Here is a 25,044-nt window from a genome sequence, read left to right as displayed (position 1 = left end):
GAGAGACCATTTTTTATGCCTGTTCATCTACCATTCCTTTCTCCTAACGACTCCCCATTTCACATTGATATTTGCTATAGTCATGATTCAGCTCTTTCTGATGTTTCAGTTATGCAATTCAATCCCCGCTATGCTTCCCTCAATCCCAAGCTCTATCACCAACAGCAACCAAGTCCATTGCGCGGTGCCAAAGCAGGTCATTTTAATGAAGCATTGGCTGATGAATTGCAATGGAGCGAAGAAGATAAAGCCAACTGGGTTGAAATTTGTAGCGGACAAAAAACCTTTGCCGAATTCCCACCACTCGCTATGGTCTATGCAGGCCATCAGTTTGGACAATGGGCTGGACAACTCGGTGATGGCCGAGGTTTGTTGATCGGGCAAATCCTGAATCAGCAAGGTGAAACGATTGATCTACATCTCAAAGGTGCAGGTTCAACCCCCTACTCGCGTATGGGTGATGGTCGAGCCGTCTTACGTTCAGTCATTCGTGAATATTTAGCGGGTCATGCATTAAATGCCCTTGGTGTTACATCAAGTCACGCAGTAGGTTTTACCACGTCAACACAAGGCGTACAGCGCGAAACCCTAGAGCTGGGTGCCATGCTATTACGCACTTCCGAATGCCATATTCGTTTGGGTCACTTTGAATGGATCAATCAATATGCTCCTGAGCTTTTGGCTGAATTCACCCAGAAATGTATTGAATGGCATTATCCGGAATGCCTGAAAGCTGAAAATCCAATTCTGGCTTTCGCCGAAGCTGTGATTGAGCGAACCGCGATCATGATTGCTAAATGGCAATTGGTCGGTTTTGCGCATGGGGTGATGAATACCGACAATTTAAATATTACCGGTTCGACCCTAGATTTTGGACCTTACGGTTTTATGGAGCGTTTCCGTCCGAATTGGATTAACAACCATTCCGATTACCAAGGCCGTTATACCTATCAAAACCAACCGAGTATTGGTCATTGGAATCTGTGGACGTGGCTGAATAATTTAATTCCGTTGGAGAGCGCAGAAAATAAAGAACAATTCAAACTCGATCTAGCAGCATGTTTGGAAAAATTTGAACCGACCTTCTTAGCGCATTATGGGCAAGGCTTATGTCAGAAAATGGGCCTACCCGATTTTCATAAGGACAGTCTGGATTGTAGTTTTGCCTTTCTTGGAATTCTGCAAACTGAGCAATTGGACTACACCCAAAGCTTTCTTCGTTTGCAGCAACACGATTACAAGGCCCTAAGAGGTGATTGTATCCATATACAACAGTTTGATGACTTCCTAACCCGCTATCAAAATATCCGACAACATCAAGATACTGATGCCTTAGATGAGCAAATGCAACAGGTTAATCCACAGTATATTCTACGCAATCATATGGCACAGAAAGCGATTGAACTTGCGGAGCGTGGTGATTTTAGTGAGGTTGAGCGTTTGTTTAAGCTACTGAATCAACCTTATCAAAAACAAACTGATTTAGAAACGGAAGCAGATACAGCACCATTGCCAAGCGATGTGCCTGAAATTTCTGTCAGTTGTTCATCTTAGCAGAAGAAATCTATGAAAATTGGGCTGATGATCGGATCTGCAATTTTAATCCTGTTATTGGGACTGGCTTATTTCAAGTATGGCAAGTTCATCCCAACAATGGGATCGGCACATCAGCCTCTTTCAGCTCATGAAATACAACAGCTTCAACAAAACAAACCCGTGACGTCAATTGAAGTGTTTAAAAGCCAGCGCATTTTGCAATTGAAACATCAACAGGAAGTCATTCGCAGCTATCCCATGCGTTTAGGCTTTGATCCGATCGGACACAAACAGTTTGAAGGCGATGGCAAAACACCTGAAGGGACTTATTCTATCGATTGGCGTAATCCTCAAAGCGCTTACTATAAGTCTTTGCATATCTCCTATCCAAATAAAATCGATCGCGCCTATGCCCAACAGCATAATCGATCTGCGGGTGGTGATGTGATGATTCATGGCACTGTGCCAACACGAGCCACATCCGTTCCTGCAAGTGCAACTTATATGCCACGTAAAGACTGGACACTGGGCTGTATTGCGGTGACCAACTCAGATATGGATGAAATATGGCTATTGGTCTCTGACCATACCCCTATTATTATTCACCCATGATGAGATAACCGTTCAGGTTGGTTTTGCGGATAAAGGCGGTGATTAAACTGCACAAGGCTTATGCAGAGGATAACTTTATCATCTGAAATCAGTCACAGTTCACCGTCACAACACATCACAAGCAATTGTAAAGTAATGTAAAATTTCTCTACTTCTAAAAAGCGGATACTTAAGTTATCACCCGAAAAGAAGATAATTTCGACAAAAGCTTTGCGAAACTATCCACATTTTCTGTGGATAACGCTGTGGTTATCCACAGGATAAAAGTTTTTGTAATTCCTCATCCCTTATTATCCATCAAGACCCATCTTATTTTAGACGCTCAATGTAAACAAAAACAATGCGCTATTTAAGGAAACTTATCCATACTTCCTTAGAGATGAGTTAGATCTAATATAGCGCAGATATGAATGAAAAATTATTTATTCATCTGGATATTCAAAGCGATAACCCACTCCATACACCGCCTGAATCCATTCATGACGATTGCCTGTATCCGCAGCCTCTGAAATCTTACGGCGTAGGTTTTTAATATGGCTGTCGATTACGCGATCGGCTACATCAAAACTATCTGGGTTTATATGATCGAGTAGCTGTGCACGAGAATAAACCTGACCCAAGTGCTCCAAGAATAACTCCAATAAACGGAATTCTGTTGGGGTCAAGGTCAGTGCTTTTTGTTGATACCAAATACGTTGCTGCGCTTTATCAATACGGAATAAATCGTTTTGCTCAGGCTCTGCTTTACGCTCTAAACGACGTAATACTGCTTGTACACGGGCAACCAGTTCTTTGGGACTGAATGGCTTACAGATATAGTCATCTGCTCCCATATTCAAACCTAAAACACGGTCAATTTCTTCAGTACGCGCGGTGACCATAATAATCGGTAGATCAGACTGTTCACGGACTTTACGGCAAATGGTCAAGCCATCCATGCGTGGCACCATCAAGTCCAAAATCATCAAACTCGGTTTACGTTGCTGAAACTGGGTATAAGCATCCTGACCATCATGAAACATACTGACTTCAAAACCAGCAGCTTCTAAATAATCACGAACCAACTGTGCGAGTTCAACCTCATCTTCAACCAACATAATATGTTTCATGGTTTTCATCCTATCCATCATCCTCAACACAAGAGGATCTAAAAATTATTGAATTGATTTTGGGAAAGTCAGGACACAACGTAATCCACCTAATGGTGAATGATCGAAAGTCAATGAACCACCTAAAGCTTGTGCCAACTTACACGACAAGGCCAAACCTAGACCTGTACCACCCGTACTGCGTGTACGCGAATCATCGACACGATAGAAACGTTCACCTAAACGTGCCAGTTGTTCATCATTTAAGCCCAATGGACTATCATCTACATACATTATCCATTGTTGCTCATCTTGTTGAGTGTGAATCTGTATTTTTCCACCTTGTTCGGTGTAACGAACACAGTTCCCTAACAGATTGACGATAATCTGTTTAAAGCGATCCCGATCTAAAGATAGGACTGCCCCTGCTCCGGACAATGTCACTTCAAGCTGATTTTGCTCAAACGTCGATCTAAAGTTTTCAACTTCTTGCAGTACCACATCCCACGGATTGACCTCAGCAAAATAGCATTTCAATTGTTGTGCATCGGCCTGCGCCAAATCTGCCAAGTCTTGGGTTAACTTTTTCAAGGTACTGACCTGACGCATCATGGCATTCAGGTGTTCAGGAGTCGCCTTACGAATCCCGTCCTGCATCGCTTCGATCTGTGCCTGCAATACCGCCAAAGGTGTTTTCAGTTCATGTGAGGTATCAGACACCCATTGACGACGAGATTCTTCATGCTGATGTAAAATATCAGCCAAATGATTCAATTGATTGGATAAATCACCGAGTTCATCATTTCTTTTAATCACAACTTGATGTTGATAATTGCCATCGGTCAATTCCAAGGTTGCTTTTAATAAACGTTGAATCGGTTTTTTAAAATAAGTGGCCATCAACAATGCTGCAACCAAACTTGAAAGTACCGTTAAAGCATAGACCAACAGCAAATATCGTTTTTGATTACTAAAGAAATTGATACTGGATGCATCATCCTGATCCAGTACGGGCTTTAATCCGAGGTAACCGACCACCTTCTCGCCCACCACAATCGGGCGGAAAGAAATTTGATCAGTCGCAGGTTCACCTACAATAAACTGCTGATTCTCATCGTATAAAGACAGCCGTGAGCTCAAACCTAAACGATCAGGAATCGAGACAAAGCGCTTTTTGCCCTGTTCAGCAGGTGCAGCATTGAGTTTACTGTCCTGTTTATCTTGTTTGCTATCCGTCTTTAAACGAAATTGACGTGGACTTAAAGGAAAGCGTAAACCTTCAAAAGGTTGATACTCCGAAGGTAAATTCTGTTTGAGAATTTTTAATTCTTCATCATTAAAGATCTGGCGGTTTTTGATCTCGACATTATTTTGCGCCAGCGTTGGAGACAGGCTAAGTAAGGTGTGGTCATTAAAATAACGTTGTTGTAAGGCAATATCGTATTGACGGCGCAACCACCACTGAGACAGGCGATCATAGTCATCTGGTGCTGCCGTGCCTTCAATTTGCAGAATCTGTGCCTGAATTGCATTGCCCCAGTCATGATAAACCGTATAGACGTTGCCTAAATTGGCAATCAATCGGTCTAGCTTCTGCATTTCCACATCGGCCACATAACGGGCAAAGTTCTTTTGCATGGTCCAATGCAAAATCCCCAAGCTAATCGTTGCAATCAACAAGGTGGTCAGTAATACCGTTAAAAACAGGCGTAAGGCTAAGGGCACGCGACGAACATTCAAAAGTAGATTCTCAATAGTGTTCTATTTGTGGATTGTAACCAACATGGTCGAAAAAAACTCTCCATTGTTTCTTCATCTTTATTATCTAATCTTTAACCATCGAATCACAACTGATCATGCTGGATAAAACAATGAACAAGACAAAAATCGTATTGATGACCACCCTACTCGGTTCTGTTTTAGGTTTGGCTGCCTGTCAGTCAACCACCCCAGCGGAACAGTCAATGGATCGTGACCATCACCGCCATAATATGCAACGTGCACCACTTACACCAGAGCAACGCGCTGAATGGCAAGCCAAACGTGAACAGCGTTTAGAGCAACGCGAACAAATGCGTCAGGAACATCAAGCACAACGTGCCCAGATTGAACAAGCCTGCCAAGGAAAGCGTATTGGAGAACGTGTGAATGTTCAATGGAATAAGCGTGTAATTGAAGGCACCTGTGAAGTTCGTTTTACCCCAGATAAATCACAGTTTAAACGCCAAGCCAACGCAACGACTTAATCCCCCTGTTCCTCATCGGCGCTTTTAAAGCGCCTTTTTTTATGGCCAAAGCATATTCATTTTTAAGTACACAGCTGCTTACGATTTTGCCGCGGCAGTTTGACTCAAAAGCCTAAAAAGCACCTACAATCTAAACGCTTAAACAGGTTGAACCATAAACTTTGACTTCACAGTCACTAAGAAATGACCTGCAAAAGCTTGTACCGAACTATAACTTGTTGCACGATTAGCAGTACAAAATGGTGCTGTTGGGCACATTTATCATTGACTAAGATTATAACTCTGGTTTAACCAGTATTGAGGAACCCGCTATGCCACAATACAAAGCACCCTTACGTGATATGCAGTTCGTATTGCACGAATTATTAAATGCTGAAGCACATTACGCGAAACTTCCTGCATTTCAAGACACTGTAAGCCGTGAATTGGTTGATCAATATTTAGAAGCAGCGGCTGATTTCTGCGAAAACGAACTTTCTCCTTTAAACCAAGTCGGCGACCGTGAAGGTTGTACTTGGAATGACGGTGTTGTAACAACACCTACAGGCTTTAAAGAAGCGTATCAAAAATATATCGAACTTGGCTTTCCATCTCTTTCTGCTGATGAAGAGTTTGGCGGTCAAGCATTACCAAACTCTTTAGGGATCTCTATCTCTGAAATGGTGGGTACTGCAAACTGGTCATGGGGCATGTACCCTGGTCTTTCTCACGGTGCTGTTCGTACTCTAGAACATCACGGTTCTGATGAGCAAAAGAACACTTACTTGCCAAACCTTGTTTCAGGTGTTTGGACAGGGACCATGTGCTTAACTGAATCTCATGCAGGTTCTGACTTAGGTATCATCCGTTCTAAAGCAGAACCAAATGCTGACGGTAGTTACGCAATCTCTGGCGAGAAAATCTTTATCTCTGCTGGTGAACATGACATGGCTGAGAACATCATCCATATCGTACTTGCACGTTTACCTGGTGCGCCAAAAGGCACTAAAGGGATCTCTTTATTCATCGTACCTAAATTCCACGTCAATGCTGATGGTTCAGTTGGCGAGCGTAATGCAGTACGTTGTGGTTCAATTGAACACAAAATGGGTATCCATGGTAACGCAACCTGTGTCATTAACTTTGACCAAGCAAAAGGTTACTTGATCGGACCTGAAAACCGTGGCTTAAACTGCATGTTCACCTTCATGAACACAGCACGTATCGGTACAGCGGTTCAAGGTTTATCTGCATCTGAATCTTCTTTCCAAGGCGCTTTAGCGTATGCGAAAGATCGTTTGGCAATGCGTTCTCTTTCTGGTCCTAAAGCACCTGAAAAAGAAGCTGATCCAATTATTGTTCACCCAGCTGTTCGTAACATGCTTTTAACGCAAAAATCATTTGCTGAAGGCGGTCGTGCGTTGGTGTACTTATTGGCTCAATATGCAGATATCGTTGAAAAAGGCGAAACTGAAGAAGAGCGTAAGTTTGCTGACAACATCTTGTCTTTGTTAACACCAATCGCAAAAGCATTCTTAACTGAAACAGGTTCTGAATCTGCGAAGCACGGTGTACAAGTATTTGGTGGTCACGGCTTCATTTCTGAACACGGTATGGAACAAATCGTACGTGATACACGTATTGCTTGCTTATACGAAGGTACCACTGAGATTCAAGCGCTTGACTTGTTAGGTCGTAAAGTCTTGCAAACTCAAGGTGCAATGTTGAAAGACTTCACCAAGATCATCCATAAATTTGTTGAAGCAAACAAAGACAATGCGGCGATGCAAGAGTTCATTGCGCCATTGGCTGCTGCCAACAAAGAATGGGGCGACATCACCATGCAAATCGGCATGCGTGCAATGCAAAACCCAGATGAAGTGGGTGCAGCTGCGGTTGACTACTTATACTTCTCTGGTTATGTAACGCTTGCTTACTTATGGGCACGTATGGCACTTGTTGCTCAAGAGAAATTAGCTGAAGGTTCAACTGAAGTTGACTTCTACAATGCAAAAGTGACCACTGCTCGCTTCTACTTCAAGAAGATCTTGCCACGTGTTCGCTCACATGTAGACGTGCTTTCAACTGGCGTTGCGCCATTGTTTGAACTTGATGCGGAACACTTCGCTTTCTAAACATAGTTTAGAATGAGATGCAACGTTCATCACAGAAAAAGGACTGGTCAGTTTTGACCGTCCTTTTTTTGTTTAATCAATGCTAAATTTATACGATTCAATTTATTTGTTCGTTTTATTTGATCACTTTGCACATGAAACGGTGCGTAGAAGGGAACGATTATGCCAATTTACAATGCTCCTTTAGCAGACATGAAATTCATCTTAAATGATGTATTTAAAGCAGAACAATTTTGGCAGTCTAATGAGAAACTGGCTCATGTAGATGCCGCAACAGCTGAAGCAATTTTAGAAGAAATGGCGAAGTTTGCCCAAAACGTGACACATCCGTTAAACCGTACGGGTGATGAAGAAGGTGCACGTTGGGAAAATGGCGAAGTTTTCACTCCAGCAGGTTTTAAAGAAGCATTCCGTCAATACGCTGACGGTGGCTGGATCGGCTTAGGTGCTGATGAAGAATGGGGCGGTCAGGCCATGCCAAAAATGCTGACTGTACTGTCTGATGAAATGTTATTCGCAACCAATCCATCATTCATGCTCTACCCGCTTCTTTCTGTGGGTGCTGGTATGGCATTGAATAGCTATGCATCACAAGAGCAAAAAGAAACCTATTTACCTAAAATCTATTCTGGCGAATGGTCAGGTACTATGTGCTTAACTGAACCGCATGCAGGTACAGATTTAGGTATTATCAAAACTAAAGCTGAACGCAATGAAGATGGTACGTATAACATTACCGGTACTAAAATCTTTATCACCGGTGGTGATAACGACCTAGCTGAAAACATCATTCACTTGGTACTTGCAAAAACCCCTGATGCTCCTGCGGGTTCACGTGGTATCTCGTTATTCATCGTTCCAAAGTTCCTGTTAAATGAAGATCGTTCTTTAGGTGAGCGCAACCCAGTTGGCCCTGGTTCAATCGAACACAAGATGGGGATCAAAGCCTCAGCAACATGTGTGATGAACTTTGATGGTGCCAAAGGCTACCTCGTGGGTAAAGAAAACGAAGGCCTTGCTGCAATGTTCGTGATGATGAACTACGAACGTTTGTCGATGGGTATTCAAGGTCTGGGCGCTTCTGAATTTGCTTATCAAAATGCAGCACAATACGCGACTGACCGTTTGCAAGGCCGTAGTGCAGCAGGTGTTCAATCACCAAATAAACCAGCGGACAGCATTTTAGTGCATGGTGATGTACGTCGTATGTTGCTCAACGTACGCGCGAATAATGAAGCATCACGTGCATTTGCCGTTTATGTCGGTCAACAGTTAGACATCACTAAATTCTCGACTGATGCAGAAGCTGTGAAGCAAGCGAATAACCGTGTTGCGCTGTTAACACCAATCGCAAAAGCTTACCTCACTGATACAGCCTTCCAAGCAACCTTAGATGCGCAAATGGTGTTTGGTGGTCACGGTTATATCCGTGAATGGGGTATGGAACAATGTATCCGTGATCTTCGTATTGCTCAAATTTACGAAGGGACTAACGGTGTTCAGTCTCAAGATTTAATTGGTCGTAAAACCATTAAATGTGGCGGCGCATTCATTGCTGAGTACATCACTGAAATCCGTGACTTTGCCAATGACCTAGACACAGACTTGAACTTCATTAAAGATGCAACATTAGATGCTGCAACTGAAATCGAAGCAATCACGCAGTTCATCATTGAGCAAGCAGCTGAAAATGTTGACTTCCCGAACTCAGCTGCGGTTGACTACTTACATGCAGTAGGCTTACTCAGCTTTGCCTATATGTTTGCAAAAATCGCTGCTGCTGCAAAAGACAAATCTGGTGATTTCTACCAAAACAAAATTGCATTAGCACAATACTTTGTAGACCGTATCTTGCCTGAATTAGATGCGCGTTTAGCGAAAATCAAAGCAGGTTCTGACTTGATCATGAACTTCAGCGAAGATTACTTCACAAACCAAGCTTAATTTTGGCGTGATGTTAAAAACTGCCTCAATCATTTGGTTGAGGCAGTTTTTTTATCGCTATAATAAAATCAGCATAAAACTTGCATAACATTCTAATGATCATGTTGAGAATATAAATCGCTATGTCGAACTCTAAAGAGAAACTTGAAGGCTTACCTCGCCTACTTGATCGCTTCGGTCACTACGCGGTTGAAGCCTTTCATTATTTAGCCTTATTTATTATCGGCTGTATGATTGCATGGTCAGCCGTACATACCGTGATTGAAATTCTAATGGTAAAACAGTACGCCACCATTGATGATATCTTACTGTTGTTTATCTATTTAGAATTAGGCGCGATGGTGGGGATTTACTTCAAGACCAATCACATGCCGGTGCGTTTTTTGATTTATGTCGCGATTACTGCACTCACCCGCCTGTTGATTGCCGATATTCAGCACAATCATAAAGCTTCTATGGATTTGGTGATTACCACAGGTTCGATCTTGATTTTAGCGGTGGCGATTTTGGTGGTCCGATTTGCGTCATGGAACTACCCTTCTGTGATTCGGGGCAAGGATCAAGAACAACAATTGCCTTCCAACAAAACACCTCGACCACAAGATGACGAACTAGCATAAATAAAAAAGCAGGCATATGGCCTGCTTTTTTATTGCATCTGCTATGCAACTCGGAAAACACGATATTTCGAGTCCACCAACACATATTTACCCTGTACCTGCATCCAGTTATAGCCACGAGGTGGTTCATATAAACGATGGGTCCGATAGTTAGAAACCACATAGCGGTTACTACGGAATTCTGATGGTAAACGCTCACCGCGCTTGAAATTAATGCGTTGACCATAATGATTACCACGATCGCCATTTGACCAACGCGGCTGTTCACGATGATCATAGCGGTGATCATAACGATCATAGCGGTTATCGTAGCGATCTCTATGATCATGATTCCAACGATTTGAATCTGCCATAGCTGAGGCAGAAACACCCAGCATAAGTGTTGATACCAGTAATACTGCGGTCTTCTTCATTCTTTAATCCTCTGTTTTTCGATCTGAAAACAGATTAAGAAAAACTCAAGGAGAAAGCATGAATAAAACTCGCAACATTGCAAAGCTTTGTAATGAATAGCGAGAAATTATGGAGAATCCTCGAGAGATTAAATTTTAGAAAACCATCAAAAATCAGCGAATAATCTCAATGGTAAAATTATCATCAGTCACTAAAAGATAACGTCCATCCACGACGACCCAATGTCTGCCACGTGGGGGTTCACGTAAGGAATAATAATCCCAGTCCCGAACCACATAACGCTCACTGCGGAACTCACCCGGTAATTCATTGCCCACCACAAAAGACTCACGGCGATAGCTACGGTCATATTGCGTATCTGGATAATATTCGACACGGACACCCGGTCGATGATTCGGATGAGGATAATAGTTATTTTGATTGGGTTGATAGTAGTAACCTTTCGGTGGCGCTGTCGGTGTATAACGCTGATTCGAAAAAGCAAATGGATCTTGTGCTGGCGGCTGATAGGCAGGAGTCGTCTGATGAGAGGAGCGGCGTTCTACCCCACTATAGCCACTCCAAGCATTGTCGGCATAGCTCATCACTGGGAGATAGCTCAATACAGCTGCCAAGCCATAAATATAAGGTTGAAATTGCTTCATCGTGATCTCCCTAAAAGCAGAGTATCTGTCTATTTTAGAATAAAAATTCAGCGCCACTGTTGTAATAATATTTTTTCAGATTAGCTGTTGAATTCCCAAGATAAACAGCAGCGAGCTACAGCTCCGCCGAGATATGCTAAAATCATTTTTTTGGTTTTAAGGCAACATCTGTGGCTGAAATGAATTTTGATCGTCTCTATCAATTCTTTTGCAAAGTTCCAAGTGTGCAAGAAGCGCGTATCGTTGCGCACGGTGCAGATGGTCAACATGCATGGTGGTTTAAATTCAATATTGATGTTGAACATCCGTTGGCATGGCAAACCGTTCAAGAGCTTGGACATGTACTCAATTATTTATCCACCAATGAACGTTTACCGACCCAGTTCTTCCCAGTGTCTCCACCACCCTATATGAACGGTGAAGCCAAAGATTTTTTGGCTTGGGTCATTCAGTGCAATCATCCAGAATTCACTCCAGATGTGGTCTGTGACTGGCTAGAAGCACGCTTACCGAATCCTGTGGATGATGAAAGTCAGTGGAAAATCAAAACCGATTTAAGTGAACTCGAGCAAATGGCTGATAAGGATTTAGATCAATTGATTCCACCAAACCCTTAATTTTTTATTGATAGCATATTTCTTTCAACAAGCTGAATCCCAAGTAAAGTTGCACATTCAGCTTGTTGAGCTCAGGTTCTGAATCAGGATAAGTCGTAACCTAGATATTCTTGTGGTGATTCAGAATAAGGTAAAATCAGATAATTATTTTTAAAAATTAGGTCTTTCATTGCCTTTTGATGAGCGGAATCTAACGGATAAATCAAAGCGAGATCCTGAATTAAATCTTCAATTTTTTCGGCTTTAAAATCTGGGGTTTTAATCCATCCCAATAAGGCTGCTCCAAGTCCGATAAATTCGAAGCCATAGTGCTGCATTTTCTGAATCAGCGCATAATTCTCAAAGGGATCAAAATCACAAGAAAAATAGCCATTTGGTAGCATCGCCAGTTTCAAAGCTTCAGTTTCAATATCAGCCACTTTAACTTCGATAACACTGTCTAATGAAATCAATAGATGTTGATTGAAATAAAGCAGTGCTTCTAAGTCATTTTCATCATAATGCTGCATTTTTTCAGCTAGGCTTTCAAAACGCTGCTGCTGTGCGGGATCATTCAACTGTTGAAGATAATGCTGCAATTGCTTTGGAACACAAACATTTTGATAAGTTTGCTCCCACCGTGGATCATTGACTTCAATTCCCTTGAGGTCGTCACTAAAATCGACATACAGACGGTCATCCTCGACCGCATGCATCGAAGTATATTTTGCTTGTGCGGCGTCATCTAAAACTAGAAACACTTTTTTAGGATAAACATCTTGTTTAAGGGAGCGATAACATTCTAAGAGTTCTGCCCAACTTTGAATTTCAACAATATCTGCATAATGATTAAATTGATGTACCTCTAAATCAATCTGCTCATTCTGTCTAATATTCAGTTTAATTTTCGCCATTGCGTAGAACCCTCGTTATGCTGAATTAAAAAGTAGATAAGCCAGACCATTCCATAAAACGATAAATCCAGTATTTTACTTTTGACTCATCAGCATATTTTGCATAATCCACCGTGATTTGACGTGCATTGGCGTTGGTCCATGCTGCATCAAAATACTGTCCCGCATCTTTAAATACAGGTGCTTGTGCTGCACCAATCACCCGCATATCAGTTTCAAGATTATAATTTTTTAAATTACGTGCAGTTAAGTTAGCTGAACCGAGAATGATCTCTGCTTGCTGGGCATTTGATTTAAGCAGCATTTTGCTATGACATTGTTCGCCACGGGTATCACACCAACGGATTGGAATACCAACTGCATTCAGTTCCGAAGCCACTTGACGATTGGGAATGCCATTCTTTTGACGACCAAATGCATCTTTATTCGGGTCAATCATAATACGAATGTTGACACCACGTTGCTGTGCCTGCTTGAGTGCATCAATGATATTGCGTTCTGATAAATAGAACATCGCCATATCCAAATGCTCTTTACTTTTCGCAGTCTGAATCATTTTCAGAACGGCGTCATAAATCGCTTTTTCAGTCAGCACTTGCACTTGTGGTAATGTTTTATCTTCGGCTAGCCCGCCCATAATCACAAATGGGCTCGAACCTTTAGACATATTGGCCACAGCTTGCTCGGTTTGTAACACATCAATCGCTGTTGGCCCATCCACCACCAAGGCCACATTGCTATGATGCGAACTACCATCATGCGGATTGGCCGAAGTTACTAAGCTTTTCCAGCCATCCACAGTATCGACCACCAAGGTTTTACGATGATTGGCTTTAAAATTAAATAATTCCAGATAACTACGCAGAGTAATTTTATCATTGCCAAATGGGCTACTTAACCAGCCACCTTCAGGATTATTGCCCAAGTTCTGACAACAGATATACCAAAAACCTGACCATAGCGGATTCGAAGCACGCAATGGCTTTAAATCAGTTTCGATGACATCCACACCTGCTTGGCGTAGTTGTAGATAATGCTTTGGCGTTAACCCACCATAAACCGAATTAATCGGATCGGTAATCACTACAACTTCAACATTTGGATGCAAACGACGCTTCACGATTAAGGCATCGGTGAGCTCTTGCATTAAAGGAAACTGTTTGACTGTCGACTTACCCACTTCCTGATTAAACAGGAACATATCCAGCACAATGGTACTCTGTGCCTGATCAATCAACTGAAACACTTCTTTGAAAATATGCTGATCTACTTGTTGCTGACCTTGCGCATCGATATAAGTCTGATCGGCTAAGAATTTCACATTGGCATAACGTAATTGCCCAGTAAAATCCAATCCCTTTGGGAGTGGTTTTACGGTGTGATAGATTGCCGAAGCAATGTATCCAATCGCAAAAATACACAATATGACTGCCATGTAACGTCGACCTGACCAGTTTAATTTTCGATGGATTCGTTGGAAGATACGCATATAAACAAAAAAAGCCCTAGCCTAATGAGTTAAGGCTAGAGCTTATGCTTTGATTTTTCAATGCTAATTTGGTGATCATTTAAAAAATCAAAAATTAAATTTTCACTTAGAAGTTAAAATTCACCCCAACCGTGAAATTACGTCCCACTTGTGGAATCGTTGATAAGAATGATGCATGTTGGTACACCTGATCATCGAGCAAATTATTGGCATTCAGATAAACACGATAATCTGTAGCCTTACTATATTTACCTGTGTAAGCCACACCTAAATTCAGCATGTTATAGCTTTGCGTATCAGTTTCATAAGCCGCAATCTTGTCTTGTTGGAACACATGATAGTATTCAGCTGAACCGCTAAAGCCATCACCAAAGTCCGCATTTACTTTTGTTCCTAGACGACCTGCTGGGACACGTGGCGCATTTTCATTATCGATCTTGCCGCGCACATAGTCACCAAATACACCGACTTTATACATATCCGAGATCTGATAACCCGCTTCTGCCTCTGCACCATAGAAACGTGCCTGATCTTGGGCGTATTGCACCAAGCGGAAATCTTTATAACGGTCTAAAGTTTGAGCGTAGATATAGTCATCAAACCAGTTGTGATAGACATGCACATGGTAATCAAACTTGTTATTGTCATAATGGAAACCGAGTTCCACATTATTGGATTTTTCTTTCTTCAATTGATCATTACCTAGTTCATAGGTATTGGTCGCAAAATGTCCACCATTGGCATAGAGCTCTTGCGCTAAAGGTAAACGTTCTTGATGTGAAGTCACCAAAGAGAGTTTGTAGTTGGGTGCAAACTCCCAGTTGGCAGCGCCAGAAACAGAAAAGGCTGAACCGTCGAAATCTTTTTTGCTTGAGTCATCAATATCAATTTTTTGTTTTTCTGCGCGTGCTGCCAGCTCAACATGGACATCATTAAATTGTGCATGCTCTAAACCAAAGATGCTCCACTTCTTCGTGGTATTGGGTGCCAAGAATGCTTCTTCACCAGTGAGTTCCAGTTTTTGTTGACCATATTGGGTTCCAATTACCCCTTCCCATGGCCCAATTGGGTTATGTACCAATTCTAAACGGCCATCATAACCCTTATTTTTAAAGCGAGTCGCGATGGTGTCTTCTTCAATTTCATCGTGTTTATAATCAGTATAGCTGGCCTGAGCACGTAACTTTTTAAATCCTGCAAACGGATCATTCAATTCAGTACGGACATCATAACGCTCAGATTTCAGATCAATCCAAGGGCCTGCCTCATGTGCATGATCGTGGTCGTGATCGTCATGACCATGGTCATGATCATCGCCATCTTCGTGATCATGGTCGCCACAATGTAAATGAGGACGTCCTGAAAGATGAGCACTACAGCTCTCATATTCATGGCTATGTCCAGGTAGACCATACTTATCTTGGCGATTGCTATATGAAATTCCCGTAAAACCGCGATCATAAATCCAAGACAAACCGACATTCACCGTTTCACCTTTGGCAAAGGTATTACCGACACGACGCTCTTTCTCACCTTCGTGCACATAGTTCGGCGCGATATAGTCATTGGCTTCACGATTTAAGCCTTCAACTCGTAAGGCCACTTGATCACCCAAAGCAACTGTTACACCAGCCGTTGCCAGTTTTTCATCACTGCCAGTGTTGTAACGTAAGCCCACATTTCCCTCATAACCATTTTCAGGCATTTTGGTTGGAATCTTGCTATCCGTCACATTCACCAAACCACCCACTGTTCCTGCACCAAACAACAAAGTCGATGGTCCACGAATCACTTCAACCTGTTGCGCTAATGCAGGATCTACAGTCACTGCATGGTCAGGAGATAGCGTCGATACATCAATATTTTCAGAGGAGTTTTGCAAAACTTTTACCCGTGGGCCATCTTGACCACGGATCACAGGGCGGCTTGAGCCCGCACCAAATTGATTGGAATAGATCCCAGGTTCACTGCTCAATGCCTCACCAATGGTGACAGCGCCCTGTTGCAAGCGTTTTTGATCTACGACGGTATCGGCAACCGCAAAATCTTTCGATGTTTGCTCTAATGGATGTGCTTTTATTCGTATTGTCTCTAAGCTTGTCACTTGCTCATTTTCTGCTGCAAAAGTAGATACAGATACAACAGCTAAAATAGATAAGGTCAAAATATTCTGTGGAAATGACATATCGGGTCTCGAATCAGTCGATCGTTGTTTTTGTTATATTATAACATTTCGTTTATTTTGCAATAAAAAACAGTGCAACAATGAACATTTGCTACACTGATTCTCCATGATTCAATGAATGGTCGTTTTTCAACGATATGCCTTTTACACTTTCTCATGCAGTCCTTGCCCCACCTTTATCTAAATTAAGTCAGGGTCATTTGCCTGTCGCAGCATTGGCGATTGGATGCATGGCACCCGATCTTTATCGATTATTTACCCAAGAAAATATCGTTTTAACACACCAATGGTCAGGTATCTTATTTCCGAATCTACCAATTGGAATATTCTTTTGCCTCTTGTGGTATTTAATCTATCGCCCTGTAAGCTATCGCTGTCTTGAAATCCAACATCCTTTAAATATTCACTCACTGGATGATTTTATTTCTTTCAGCTTTCTCAGTTGTCTAGCACTTATAGTCGGGATCAGCACGCACTTAATCTGGGATGGACTCACCCATCTTGATTTTCGAACGTTTGCTTTTAAAGGGATTCTGGCTCAGAACATTTCACTGTTGGGTTTTAGTTATCCATTACATTTTATATTACAGATCGGGTCATCCATTATTGTTTTGCCGTTCCTCATAAGAATGTGCTGGCATTATTATAAGACCCATCAACATCCCGATCCCGTCCCAGCTAGACTCAAAGGATTTGCACTCATCAGTGCCATCTTCTCCATCTTATATGGACTGTTCTCAGTTTTAGACTATAGCCGTCATATCAGCTCTGATCTTTGGAACAGTGAACTCTATTTTTTTATTGGCAAATCGATTAATGAATTTACCCAAGCTGGCCTAACTGTCTTTAGCATGGCTTGTCTATTATTCTTATTTTTGGATCGAACAGAGCGTCTAAAATCATTTTAACAAAAAGCGTCTGTTTAAAATTCGCTTGAAAACATTAAGACTTGAGACTAAACGTTCAACAAGGCATAATCTCCCCTTCATTGGTGGTGCGCTGTTTACGCATTCACCGTCTACAGCCAATATAGTTTGGATACATAATTCAATATGATGCGCACTCATTACTGTGGCTCTTTAACAGAAGCCCAAATCGATCAAACAGTTACTTTATGCGGATGGGTTCATCGTCGCCGTGACCATGGCGGTGTAATTTTCCTTGATATGCGTGACCGTGATGGTCTCGTACAGGTGGTGATCGATCCAGATACGCCTGAAGCATTCGCAACAGCAGATAAAGCACGTTCAGAATTTGTATTAAAAATTACAGGTCGTGTTCGTCGTCGCTATGAAGGTACTGAAAATGCCAACATGGTGAGTGGTCAGATTGAAGTTTTAGGTAAAGACATCGAAGTTCTTGCAGCTTCTGATACTCCGCCATTCCCATTGAATGACGAAAACACCAATATTTCAGAAGAAATTCGTTTGAAATACCGTTTCTTGGACATCCGTCGTCCTGAAATGTTAGAGCGCTTGCGTTTCCGTTCTAAAGTGACCAACTTGATCCGTAACTATTTTGAAGATCATGGTTTCTTAGATGTTGAAACACCAATTTTGACACGTGCGACACCAGAAGGTGCACGTGACTATTTAGTGCCAAGCCGTGTTTCAAATGGTAGCTTCTACGCACTTCCACAATCACCACAATTGTTCAAACAGTTGTTGATGGTGGGTGGTATCGACCGTTATTACCAAATTGCGAAATGTTTCCGTGACGAAGATTTACGTGCAGATCGTCAGCCTGAATTTACCCAAATCGACGTTGAAACATCGTTCATGAGTGACGATGACATCATGGATTTAATGGAAGGCTTAACGGTTAAAATGTTCAATGAATTATTGAATGTAAAATTCGATAAATTTGAACGTATGACCTATGCCGACGCAATGCGTGACTATGCATCTGACAAGCCAGATATGCGTATTCCATTGAAACTGGTTGACGTTGCAGACTTGATGCAAGACGTAGAGTTCAAAGTCTTCGCTGGCCCTGCAAAAGATCCTAAAGGCCGTATCGTTGCTTTACGTGTTCCTGGTGCTGGTTCATTGCCGCGTAGTGCGATCGACGAATACACTAAATTCGTTGGTATCTACGGTGCAAAAGGTTTGGCTTACATCAAAGTCAACGAACTTGAAAAAGGTATTGAAGGTCTTCAATCTCCAATCGTTAAATTTATCGAGCCAATCGTGCTTGATCTATTAAAACGTGTTGGCGCTGAAAATGGCGACATCGTGTTCTTTGGTGCGGATAAAGCTAAAGTTGTAAATGATGCGATGGGCGCACTTCGTGTCAAGATCGGTCATGACTTGAAGCTGACGACGTGCGAGTGGGCACCGCTTTGGGTGGTTGACTTCCCAATGTTTGAAGAAACTGACGATGGCAAATGGACTTCTGTTCACCACCCATTCACGCTGCCAAAATCAAGTGTTGAAGAAGTGAAGAGCAATCCAGGTGAAGCACTTTCTGTTGCCTACGATATGGTACTGAACGGTACTGAAATCGGTGGTGGTTCACTTCGTATCTATACTTTAGAAATGCAAAAAGCAATTTTTGAAGCTTTAGGTATTGGTGAAGAAGAAGCAGAAGAGAAATTCAGCTTCTTATTGAATGCATTACGTTATGGCGCGCCTCCACACGGCGGTTTGGCATTTGGTCTTGACCGTTTGATCATGCTCATGACCGGTGCGTCTTCAATTCGTGATGTAATTGCATTCCCGAAAACCAAGACAGCCGAATGTCCATTGACACAAGCACCTGCACCAGTTGAAGCAAATCAATTGCGCGACTTAGGTATTCGTTTACGTGAAAAGCCAAAAGCTGAAGAAAAATAAACCTTAAGTTTATGCTTCAACAAAAACCCTGCTTCATGCAGGGTTTTTTATCTTCGAGTTTTACTTTGCGAACAAGTCCGCTAGTGGCATAATAGGCTGCTTTTTATTGAGAGATCCGTCTTATGGCAATGCGTCCTGATGTACGTCGACATGCAATTGTACTTATTGTATTTTCACTTGCTCAATGGTTTTTCATGCGTTACATCTTGGCAAATGAACTCTTCAATATGGACACCAATCAACGCATTTTATACTTCTGTGTAAGTAGCTTGGCAGGTGCTCTACTGATTTTTGTCGCATTGATCTATATGGTGCTTAAAGGCAACGTAGATAAACAAGACTAAGATCATGTCTTTTTACGCTACCCTACTTCGTATTCTCCCTTTAGCACTTTTACGTAGTATCGCAAAAGTGGCGGCATACTTTATCAATCAAAATCCGAATAAAAGTATGCTGTGGAAAACCAGAGTCAACTTAGGTCTAGCCTATCCTCAACTTAGTCTAGAACAAAAAGAACAGCTCGCGAGAGAAAGCGTCACCAAACAATGCCTCAGCTATATTGAATCTGGTAAATGCTGGGCGATGCCACCTGAATGGAGCATCCAACAGATTCATACGGTACATCATCTGGACGTATTAACCGATGCGCTTAGTGATCCAAGAGGTGCACTGATCATTACCCCGCATCTGGGCACATGGGAAATGATGAATGCATGGGTACATCAATACGGTATTCCAACCATCATGTACAAACCCATGAAAGATTCTGGCTTTAATGCTTTTGCTTTACATGCCCGTCAGCGTCTTAACGCCACTTTAGTCCCAACTGATGCATCTGGTGTAAAGGCCTTGTTTAAAAACCTAAAACAAGGTGGCTTCAGTGTCATCTTGCCCGATCATGTCCCAGACCCGTCTGGTGGTGTTGTGGTTCCTTTTTTTGGAGTTCCATGTCTCACAAGCACACTTGCCAGTAAAATGGCACAAAAAACCCAATGCCGCTTAGTCGGCTTAAGTTGTTTCCGTCGTGAAGATGGTAAAGGTTTTGATGTGTATTGTGATAACCTGAATGATACACAACTATATGATCGAGATATCGAAGTTGCCACAACAGCACTCAATCAAGCCGTTGAACAGATGATTAACCGCTTTCCTGCTGAATATATGTGGGGTTATAAACGGTTTAGAGGTGGTCAACAGGATCACTACGTTTGATCTCCAAAAGTAAGCCCCCCCTACTCACTTAATTTTAAAGCCTGTAACACCGTCGTACGCATATTTTCTTGAAAGCCTTCAACACTATGTCTGTCTTTAATATATTGAATCGCTTGCTTGCCTAATATCTGGCGCTTTTCATCATCAAGCATGAGGTTTCGAATTGCATCGACAAAAAGATCAACTTTATCAAAACCATCTCCCAAAACATCACCAACATAAATACCAAACTTCTCGGTTAATTCTTCTGGATTCCGATTACTTACAAGCAATGTACCAAAAGACAGAGCCTCTAAAAATGAGATCGGAAGTGCCTCATGAATGGAGGTATTCACCAATATCTTCGCATCTTTCAGATATTGCTCTTTTTCTACCCCATCAACATGACCAGCAAAATGCAGATTCTCAATTGCATAATAATCTTTCATGATTTCAGAGTTTTTTTCATTTTCTCTAAAGGTTTGACCTAATACAAAAAACTCATATTCAGGCATTTTTTTAGCAATTTCACAAAACAACCAACCTCGCTTCACCGATTCAATTCGACCTAAAAAAATAATCATATTTTTTTTTCTGGTGTATATCAAAATGAAAATTTTCATCGATATCAATTGGATTTGGTAGATACTGGATATCAACATCATCATTCAATTGATATAAATCTTTGGCTTTTTGATTTAAAAAATATCCTTGTGATATGAACTTAACCCGGTCTTGTTTATACCATTCATGAACTAGGTCATATATTTTTTGATTATAATATGACGTTTCTGGGAATAGCTTTACGGTATTAATTTCATCCCACTCATAGTGAGGTCTTGGGTCTTGAACCCATAAAATTAATTTCTTGTTTGGATTCGGCTCATGTTTTAAAACATATTCATATGTGAGTTCAATGCTTAAGTAGAGATCGTAATCTTGTTTTTTTAACCATTGTTTCGCAAACCACTTCCCACGAGGTAAACGGTAGACATTCACATCATCGACTTGATATGACTCAGCAAAAAACCTGCGCTTTCCTCGTCCGAGCAAAACATCTACCTGAAAATCCTCATTCGGAAGATATTTGGCAATATGTCGTCTAGCTAAAAAACCATATCCACCATAAGCGGTACCAACTGCACCAAAAAACTCATCAATAATTAAACCTATTTTGATCTTTTTATGTGCCACATTCATCTTAAATTTTTTCTCTACACTTAAATTTCATTTCTAAACATTTTAGCCAAAATACTTTCAGGGGCAATTTTTTCTAAATCGACATTTCTCAACATTTCATTATATAAATGTACGCAGACTGTCTTAGAGCTTACAATATCTTCAATCTGTAGCCTTGGGTCCAATAACTGTCCAATACACTGATAATGTACAGGGTAAAAAAGATCGATAGGTTGGACTTGATCAACCAACTGGAGTGCATTGACAAAATAAGTAATTGCATCAGGGCCAATCACCCCCCATGGCATATCTGATATGTGTTGCCCAATACCCAACATTTTTTTAAATTTCAATCGTTTTTGACGAGACTTCTTATACCATGGTGGTACAAAAAATGGATTATAAGCTGCATCCAATAATGATTTTAATAAAGAACTGTCTTGTGGCAGTGCTAATACTGCACCATTAATCTTGTTGTCACTTTCATAGCCTAAAAGATAACGAGACTCAGGAATTATCATTGGTTTTAAACAATAGACATCACAATCAACATAAATACCAGAAACCTTCGTTAACAACTCGTATCTAAACACATCTGAAAACAGTGCATAACTGCCTGTTTGATTGTGCTTAAAAATCTTCTCTGCTGGAATAATTTGATTTGCATCTACACACTGTACGCCTTTAGGTACATCTGAAACTGTACCATAGGTATGCAAAAAGACCGTATGTCCTCGCATAACAAATGATTGAAGGCAAGAACTTGATATTTTACCTAGTGTATTACCAATCCATAGAGCATGAATCGTTGGAAGTTCCATTAGTACCTCATTAACCTAATCTATAAATTACTTAAAGATAATTTTCACTTTAAAAGGCAGTCGATATAACTGTAAAAAGACTCTTGTCAGTTCTCTTTTAATTTTATTTAAAGGACTCTGTTCTTTCTTTTTATAAGAATCTCTCCAAGATAAACTAGACTGGAATTTCTTATCATCTGGGTATAAAAGATACTCCTGAATACATAATGCAGGATTGACCTGATAAACTGGATATTCGCCATATTTCAAATACTTTTTAAACATAATTTGATCAACATGATCAACCACAGATAAATTCTGTATATAGCAAAGTAAGCTTTGAGCTGCTTTATTCGAAAGAATATATCCTGCTGTACCAAAATTAGGATTTAATAATCTTGAGATTATTCGGCCATTTTCCAGAGAGGTCTTATCTGTTAAAGATAAATAGTTAAATGCTGAATTTTTCTCTATCTTGATAATATCCCATTGAGCTTTTATCCAACCATGATCACTAAGAAAAGCTTTGGCCTGTCCCCCTAAATAAATATCATCTTCAAAGATCCCAATATAGTCGATGTTTTCATCAATTGCTTTTTTCCAAAGCAAAATATGACTAAATAAACACCCCAACTCACCTTGGCTTAAATGACAATTATGAATACGAACTGACAAGCGTGCTGCGAGTTCTTCAACCTGTTGAGGCTCTATGGCATCAAAAAAACTAAAAGCGATCCCTTGCTGCATAAATTGATCTTCGATATGTGTTCGACGATCAACTGCCGTTTTCAAGCTCACGACAAAATTTTTCACCACTTCATTTCCTTATTTAAATCCAACAGATTTTAGGAAAATAATATTTTTGATTTGCTGAAATACTCTAAAAAGCTCAAGCAATATTTTATCAACCCCACTTTTCTTATTATATTTCATCCGAACCTGACGCTCTTTATATAAGTGACTTGCAAACTTCACACTATCTTTGGTTGAATAAAGTGTCACATCTTGAATACACAACGCTGGCTTCATTTGGGAGACAGATAAAATTTGATCCTTGATCAAGCTCTCAAACATTAAATGATCTAAGGCAATCAGCTTATCCAACGACTGAATATAGCTCATTAATTGCTTAGCACCACTCAACGATAAAATATAACCTGCTGTACCTAAATTCTTACTTTTTAGATCAAACATAGCTCTTTGTGGCTGACTCATGAATTCTTTAAGTTTCGTCCCCAATACAACCTTCGGTGTAAATTCCTCTATTTTAATTAAATGCCAATCAGGCTCAATCCATCCATCATCTGCGAGAAATTCTTTAACATTTTCACCCAAATAAATATCATCTTCGAAAATTGCCATATGTGGAATATTTTCTGAAATTATTTTTTCCCACAAAAATACATGACTCATAAAGCATGCCACTTCACCTTTTGTCAGTGTATATTCATCGGTATTTAGACCAAGCCCTTGGGCAAATAATGCTGCAGGCTCTGGTGTTAAAGCATCAAAAAATTCGAAATCAATACTTTTTTTACCGAATTCACTACAAATATGCGCTCTACGCTCATGTGCGGTGGATAAACTAATAACAAATTTTTTCATAACAATGGAAACTTCGATCTTAGCTATATTCTACTGCCTTCCTCTTCCCCTTTCATCAATATTCTATTCCTCTATTGTTAAGAAATGTCCAACAAAGAATCCTTTAGATACATGCCTTTTTCATAATAATGACTCAGGGTTTTTCTTTCCTTTCCTGCAAGCTTGATCAACCTTGGCATTTGCTGAGGCGGGTAATTGATTGCCATATCGATCAGCACTTTTTCTTTCACCCATTGGTGCTTTACCTGAAAATACAGCGCATTTTGATCACAGTTAATTAAGCACATACTCGGCAAATGATGACGCATCACTTTCTGACAGGCCACATACGCCACTAGATATTCCAGACGACCAATCTGTTGAAACATATCCTGATAATCAGGTTCTGTTTCTTTCAATTTTTGCAGATAGGCTTTAGGCGTCATTTCAATCGCTTTCGCCAGTTCATCAAACCATTCTTTAAAGAAAATATTTTTCTCTGCACTGGCCAATAACCAATTCTCTAAGACGGGAAAATCTTTAAGTGTTGTATTCTTGGCACGGTAATAGGCAAAACTGTTGGTATGATTCTTTGCAATCAGTTCCTGAATCCAGTCTAAGCTTTCATAAACAAGGATGCTTGCATCCAACCAAATACCACCATATTGATAAATCAACTCAAAACGAAGCAAATCGGCCTTTTGTTGCGGCGTTGCCTTTGGGAAACGAGTAAAATCAATATCACAAAAGCTTTTCACTGTATCTGGCGTGAGAAAATGAACCTCATAATCCGGATTGGTCTTTTTAACCTGTTCAACACATTTTTCCACAAATCCAGCCAGTGGTCCTTCCCAATACATCCAGATTTTCTTTGGAATGAGTGCATCAGAAATAGTCGGATTAAGTACTATCAGATCTGCTTCATTGTCTATGGCATCATTAATCCCTCTCATTTTGTTCGAATACATCGTATAGAACTTTAAGAGATAGAATATTTTTTTAAATATTTTCATACAGATCACTCAGCCATATCTTCAAATCACCTCAGCTTTTT

General features: G+C 40.8%; 24 protein-coding genes. 11 read left to right on the top strand and 13 right to left on the bottom strand.

Features of this window, described 5'->3' with window-relative positions; translation table 11 throughout:
- Nucleotides 1-111 precede the first annotated feature (111 nt).
- The gene (locus MN869_RS04080) at nucleotides 112-1,554 is read left to right on the top strand and encodes a protein adenylyltransferase SelO family protein (protein ID WP_241304687.1); all 1,443 of its coding nucleotides are present in this window, start codon (nucleotides 112-114) and stop codon (nucleotides 1,552-1,554) included.
- A gap of 12 nt (nucleotides 1,555-1,566) precedes the next feature.
- On the top strand, nucleotides 1,567-2,148 hold the full coding sequence (locus tag MN869_RS04075; protein ID WP_005206172.1) for a L,D-transpeptidase family protein: 582 nt from the start codon (nucleotides 1,567-1,569) through the stop codon (nucleotides 2,146-2,148).
- Nucleotides 2,149-2,570: 422 nt separating this feature from the next.
- On the opposite strand, the gene MN869_RS04070 is transcribed toward MN869_RS04075, so the two are convergent.
- Nucleotides 2,571-3,257, bottom strand: coding sequence for a response regulator (locus MN869_RS04070; protein ID WP_004652437.1), 687 nt, complete (start codon nucleotides 3,255-3,257; stop codon nucleotides 2,571-2,573).
- A gap of 45 nt (nucleotides 3,258-3,302) precedes the next feature.
- Entirely contained in the window at nucleotides 3,303-4,976 is a 1,674-nt protein-coding gene (baeS, locus tag MN869_RS04065; RefSeq protein ID WP_005322421.1) for a sensor histidine kinase efflux regulator BaeS, read from the bottom strand.
- A 131-nt stretch (nucleotides 4,977-5,107) separates the two neighbouring features.
- On the opposite strand from baeS, the gene MN869_RS04060 reads away from it, so the two are divergent.
- The 4 genes from MN869_RS04060 to MN869_RS04045 all read left to right on the top strand — a co-directional run bounded on the left by MN869_RS04060 (nucleotide 5,108) and on the right by MN869_RS04045 (nucleotide 10,160).
- Nucleotides 5,108-5,482, top strand: coding sequence for a hypothetical protein (locus MN869_RS04060; RefSeq protein WP_004652439.1), 375 nt, complete (start codon nucleotides 5,108-5,110; stop codon nucleotides 5,480-5,482).
- Between the two features lie 311 nt (nucleotides 5,483-5,793).
- Entirely contained in the window at nucleotides 5,794-7,596 is a 1,803-nt protein-coding gene (locus tag MN869_RS04055; protein WP_005193034.1) for an acyl-CoA dehydrogenase C-terminal domain-containing protein, read from the top strand.
- A gap of 162 nt (nucleotides 7,597-7,758) precedes the next feature.
- Entirely contained in the window at nucleotides 7,759-9,540 is a 1,782-nt protein-coding gene (locus MN869_RS04050) for an acyl-CoA dehydrogenase C-terminal domain-containing protein (RefSeq protein ID WP_241304686.1), read from the top strand.
- Nucleotides 9,541-9,662: 122 nt separating this feature from the next.
- A complete protein-coding gene (locus MN869_RS04045; protein WP_241304685.1) occupies nucleotides 9,663-10,160 on the top strand; it encodes a phosphate-starvation-inducible PsiE family protein in 498 nt (165 codons plus the stop codon).
- A gap of 41 nt (nucleotides 10,161-10,201) precedes the next feature.
- Here MN869_RS04045 and MN869_RS04040 read toward each other — a convergent pair whose 3' ends face one another.
- Nucleotides 10,202-10,573: an RcnB family protein gene (locus tag MN869_RS04040; RefSeq protein ID WP_005322419.1), complete on the bottom strand. Its 372-nt coding sequence runs from the start codon at nucleotides 10,571-10,573 to the stop codon at nucleotides 10,202-10,204.
- A gap of 153 nt (nucleotides 10,574-10,726) precedes the next feature.
- A complete protein-coding gene (locus MN869_RS04035; protein WP_005322417.1) occupies nucleotides 10,727-11,218 on the bottom strand; it encodes an RcnB family protein in 492 nt (163 codons plus the stop codon).
- 170 nt (nucleotides 11,219-11,388) lie between these two features.
- Here MN869_RS04035 and MN869_RS04030 point away from each other — a divergent pair, with 170 nt between their 5' ends.
- Entirely contained in the window at nucleotides 11,389-11,835 is a 447-nt protein-coding gene (locus MN869_RS04030) for a hypothetical protein (RefSeq protein WP_241304684.1), read from the top strand.
- Between the two features lie 83 nt (nucleotides 11,836-11,918).
- Here the strand turns inward: MN869_RS04030 and MN869_RS04025 are convergent, their stop codons facing one another.
- From MN869_RS04025 to znuD, 3 genes are all read right to left on the bottom strand, one after another.
- Complete coding sequence (locus tag MN869_RS04025; RefSeq protein ID WP_241304683.1) at nucleotides 11,919-12,728, bottom strand: hypothetical protein; 810 nt, start codon at nucleotides 12,726-12,728, stop codon at nucleotides 11,919-11,921.
- A gap of 25 nt (nucleotides 12,729-12,753) precedes the next feature.
- The gene (locus MN869_RS04020) at nucleotides 12,754-14,217 is read right to left on the bottom strand and encodes a phospholipase D family protein (RefSeq protein ID WP_241304682.1); all 1,464 of its coding nucleotides are present in this window, start codon (nucleotides 14,215-14,217) and stop codon (nucleotides 12,754-12,756) included.
- 106 nt (nucleotides 14,218-14,323) lie between these two features.
- On the bottom strand, nucleotides 14,324-16,402 hold the full coding sequence (znuD, locus tag MN869_RS04015; protein WP_241304681.1) for a zinc piracy TonB-dependent receptor ZnuD: 2,079 nt from the start codon (nucleotides 16,400-16,402) through the stop codon (nucleotides 14,324-14,326).
- A 137-nt stretch (nucleotides 16,403-16,539) separates the two neighbouring features.
- Between znuD and MN869_RS04010 the strand changes: the two genes are divergently transcribed.
- The 4 genes from MN869_RS04010 (at nucleotide 16,540) to MN869_RS03995 (ending at nucleotide 20,448) form a co-directional block, all read left to right on the top strand.
- Nucleotides 16,540-17,310, top strand: coding sequence for a DUF4184 family protein (locus MN869_RS04010; RefSeq protein WP_243306901.1), 771 nt, complete (start codon nucleotides 16,540-16,542; stop codon nucleotides 17,308-17,310).
- 144 nt (nucleotides 17,311-17,454) lie between these two features.
- Nucleotides 17,455-19,236: an aspartate--tRNA ligase gene (aspS, locus tag MN869_RS04005; protein WP_004802753.1), complete on the top strand. Its 1,782-nt coding sequence runs from the start codon at nucleotides 17,455-17,457 to the stop codon at nucleotides 19,234-19,236.
- 122 nt (nucleotides 19,237-19,358) lie between these two features.
- A complete protein-coding gene (locus MN869_RS04000; protein WP_004802750.1) occupies nucleotides 19,359-19,580 on the top strand; it encodes a hypothetical protein in 222 nt (73 codons plus the stop codon).
- A 4-nt stretch (nucleotides 19,581-19,584) separates the two neighbouring features.
- Entirely contained in the window at nucleotides 19,585-20,448 is an 864-nt protein-coding gene (locus MN869_RS03995; RefSeq protein ID WP_005322398.1) for a lysophospholipid acyltransferase family protein, read from the top strand.
- A 20-nt stretch (nucleotides 20,449-20,468) separates the two neighbouring features.
- Here the strand turns inward: MN869_RS03995 and MN869_RS03990 are convergent, their stop codons facing one another.
- The 6 genes from MN869_RS03990 to MN869_RS03965 all read right to left on the bottom strand — a co-directional run bounded on the left by MN869_RS03990 (nucleotide 20,469) and on the right by MN869_RS03965 (nucleotide 25,003).
- On the bottom strand, nucleotides 20,469-21,011 hold the full coding sequence (locus MN869_RS03990) for a glycosyltransferase family 4 protein (protein ID WP_243306898.1): 543 nt from the start codon (nucleotides 21,009-21,011) through the stop codon (nucleotides 20,469-20,471).
- Nucleotides 20,986-21,627: a glycosyl transferase gene (locus MN869_RS03985; protein WP_243306897.1), complete on the bottom strand. Its 642-nt coding sequence runs from the start codon at nucleotides 21,625-21,627 to the stop codon at nucleotides 20,986-20,988. The genes MN869_RS03990 and MN869_RS03985 overlap by 26 nt, the downstream gene beginning before the upstream one ends.
- 20 nt (nucleotides 21,628-21,647) lie before the next feature.
- Nucleotides 21,648-22,427 carry a glycosyltransferase gene (locus MN869_RS03980; protein WP_005206199.1) on the bottom strand — a complete coding sequence of 260 codons (780 nt, stop codon included), beginning with the start codon at nucleotides 22,425-22,427 and terminating at the stop codon, nucleotides 21,648-21,650.
- Between the two features lie 27 nt (nucleotides 22,428-22,454).
- Nucleotides 22,455-23,219 (bottom strand): glycosyltransferase family 25 protein, encoded by a 765-nt coding sequence (locus MN869_RS03975; RefSeq protein ID WP_026057528.1) that lies wholly within the window; start codon nucleotides 23,217-23,219, stop codon nucleotides 22,455-22,457.
- 12 nt (nucleotides 23,220-23,231) lie between these two features.
- A complete protein-coding gene (locus tag MN869_RS03970; RefSeq protein WP_005206201.1) occupies nucleotides 23,232-24,011 on the bottom strand; it encodes a glycosyltransferase family 25 protein in 780 nt (259 codons plus the stop codon).
- Nucleotides 24,012-24,088: 77 nt separating this feature from the next.
- Nucleotides 24,089-25,003 carry a capsular polysaccharide synthesis protein gene (locus MN869_RS03965; protein ID WP_005322393.1) on the bottom strand — a complete coding sequence of 305 codons (915 nt, stop codon included), beginning with the start codon at nucleotides 25,001-25,003 and terminating at the stop codon, nucleotides 24,089-24,091.
- Nucleotides 25,004-25,044 lie beyond the last annotated feature (41 nt).

Origin of the sequence: Acinetobacter sp. NIPH1876, assembly GCF_022808535.1 — a bacterium.
Lineage (GTDB): Bacteria > Pseudomonadota > Gammaproteobacteria > Pseudomonadales > Moraxellaceae > Acinetobacter > Acinetobacter higginsii.
This window is presented reverse-complemented; position numbering and strand designations above follow the sequence as displayed.

Bases quoted from the DNA above. Each gene is read 5' to 3' on its own strand.
- MN869_RS04080 (WP_241304687.1), top strand. From the start codon at position 112: ATGCAATTCAATCCCCGCTATGCTTCCCTCAATCCCAAGCTCTATCAC.
- MN869_RS04075 (WP_005206172.1), top strand. From the start codon at position 1,567: ATGAAAATTGGGCTGATGATCGGATCTGCAATTTTAATCCTGTTATTG.
- MN869_RS04070 (WP_004652437.1), bottom strand. From the start codon at position 3,257: ATGAAACATATTATGTTGGTTGAAGATGAGGTTGAACTCGCACAGTTG.
- MN869_RS04060 (WP_004652439.1), top strand. From the start codon at position 5,108: ATGAACAAGACAAAAATCGTATTGATGACCACCCTACTCGGTTCTGTT.
- MN869_RS04055 (WP_005193034.1), top strand. From the start codon at position 5,794: ATGCCACAATACAAAGCACCCTTACGTGATATGCAGTTCGTATTGCAC.
- MN869_RS04050 (WP_241304686.1), top strand. From the start codon at position 7,759: ATGCCAATTTACAATGCTCCTTTAGCAGACATGAAATTCATCTTAAAT.
- MN869_RS04045 (WP_241304685.1), top strand. From the start codon at position 9,663: ATGTCGAACTCTAAAGAGAAACTTGAAGGCTTACCTCGCCTACTTGAT.
- MN869_RS04040 (WP_005322419.1), bottom strand. From the start codon at position 10,573: ATGAAGAAGACCGCAGTATTACTGGTATCAACACTTATGCTGGGTGTT.
- MN869_RS04035 (WP_005322417.1), bottom strand. From the start codon at position 11,218: ATGAAGCAATTTCAACCTTATATTTATGGCTTGGCAGCTGTATTGAGC.
- MN869_RS04025 (WP_241304683.1), bottom strand. From the start codon at position 12,728: ATGGCGAAAATTAAACTGAATATTAGACAGAATGAGCAGATTGATTTA.
- MN869_RS04020 (WP_241304682.1), bottom strand. From the start codon at position 14,217: ATGCGTATCTTCCAACGAATCCATCGAAAATTAAACTGGTCAGGTCGA.
- znuD (WP_241304681.1), bottom strand. From the start codon at position 16,402: ATGTCATTTCCACAGAATATTTTGACCTTATCTATTTTAGCTGTTGTA.
- MN869_RS04010 (WP_243306901.1), top strand. From the start codon at position 16,540: ATGCCTTTTACACTTTCTCATGCAGTCCTTGCCCCACCTTTATCTAAA.
- aspS (WP_004802753.1), top strand. From the start codon at position 17,455: ATGATGCGCACTCATTACTGTGGCTCTTTAACAGAAGCCCAAATCGAT.
- MN869_RS04000 (WP_004802750.1), top strand. From the start codon at position 19,359: ATGGCAATGCGTCCTGATGTACGTCGACATGCAATTGTACTTATTGTA.
- MN869_RS03995 (WP_005322398.1), top strand. From the start codon at position 19,585: ATGTCTTTTTACGCTACCCTACTTCGTATTCTCCCTTTAGCACTTTTA.
- MN869_RS03990 (WP_243306898.1), bottom strand. From the start codon at position 21,011: ATGATTATTTTTTTAGGTCGAATTGAATCGGTGAAGCGAGGTTGGTTG.
- MN869_RS03985 (WP_243306897.1), bottom strand. From the start codon at position 21,627: ATGAATGTGGCACATAAAAAGATCAAAATAGGTTTAATTATTGATGAG.
- MN869_RS03980 (WP_005206199.1), bottom strand. From the start codon at position 22,427: ATGGAACTTCCAACGATTCATGCTCTATGGATTGGTAATACACTAGGT.
- MN869_RS03970 (WP_005206201.1), bottom strand. From the start codon at position 24,011: ATGAAAAAATTTGTTATTAGTTTATCCACCGCACATGAGCGTAGAGCG.
- MN869_RS03965 (WP_005322393.1), bottom strand. From the start codon at position 25,003: ATGAAAATATTTAAAAAAATATTCTATCTCTTAAAGTTCTATACGATG.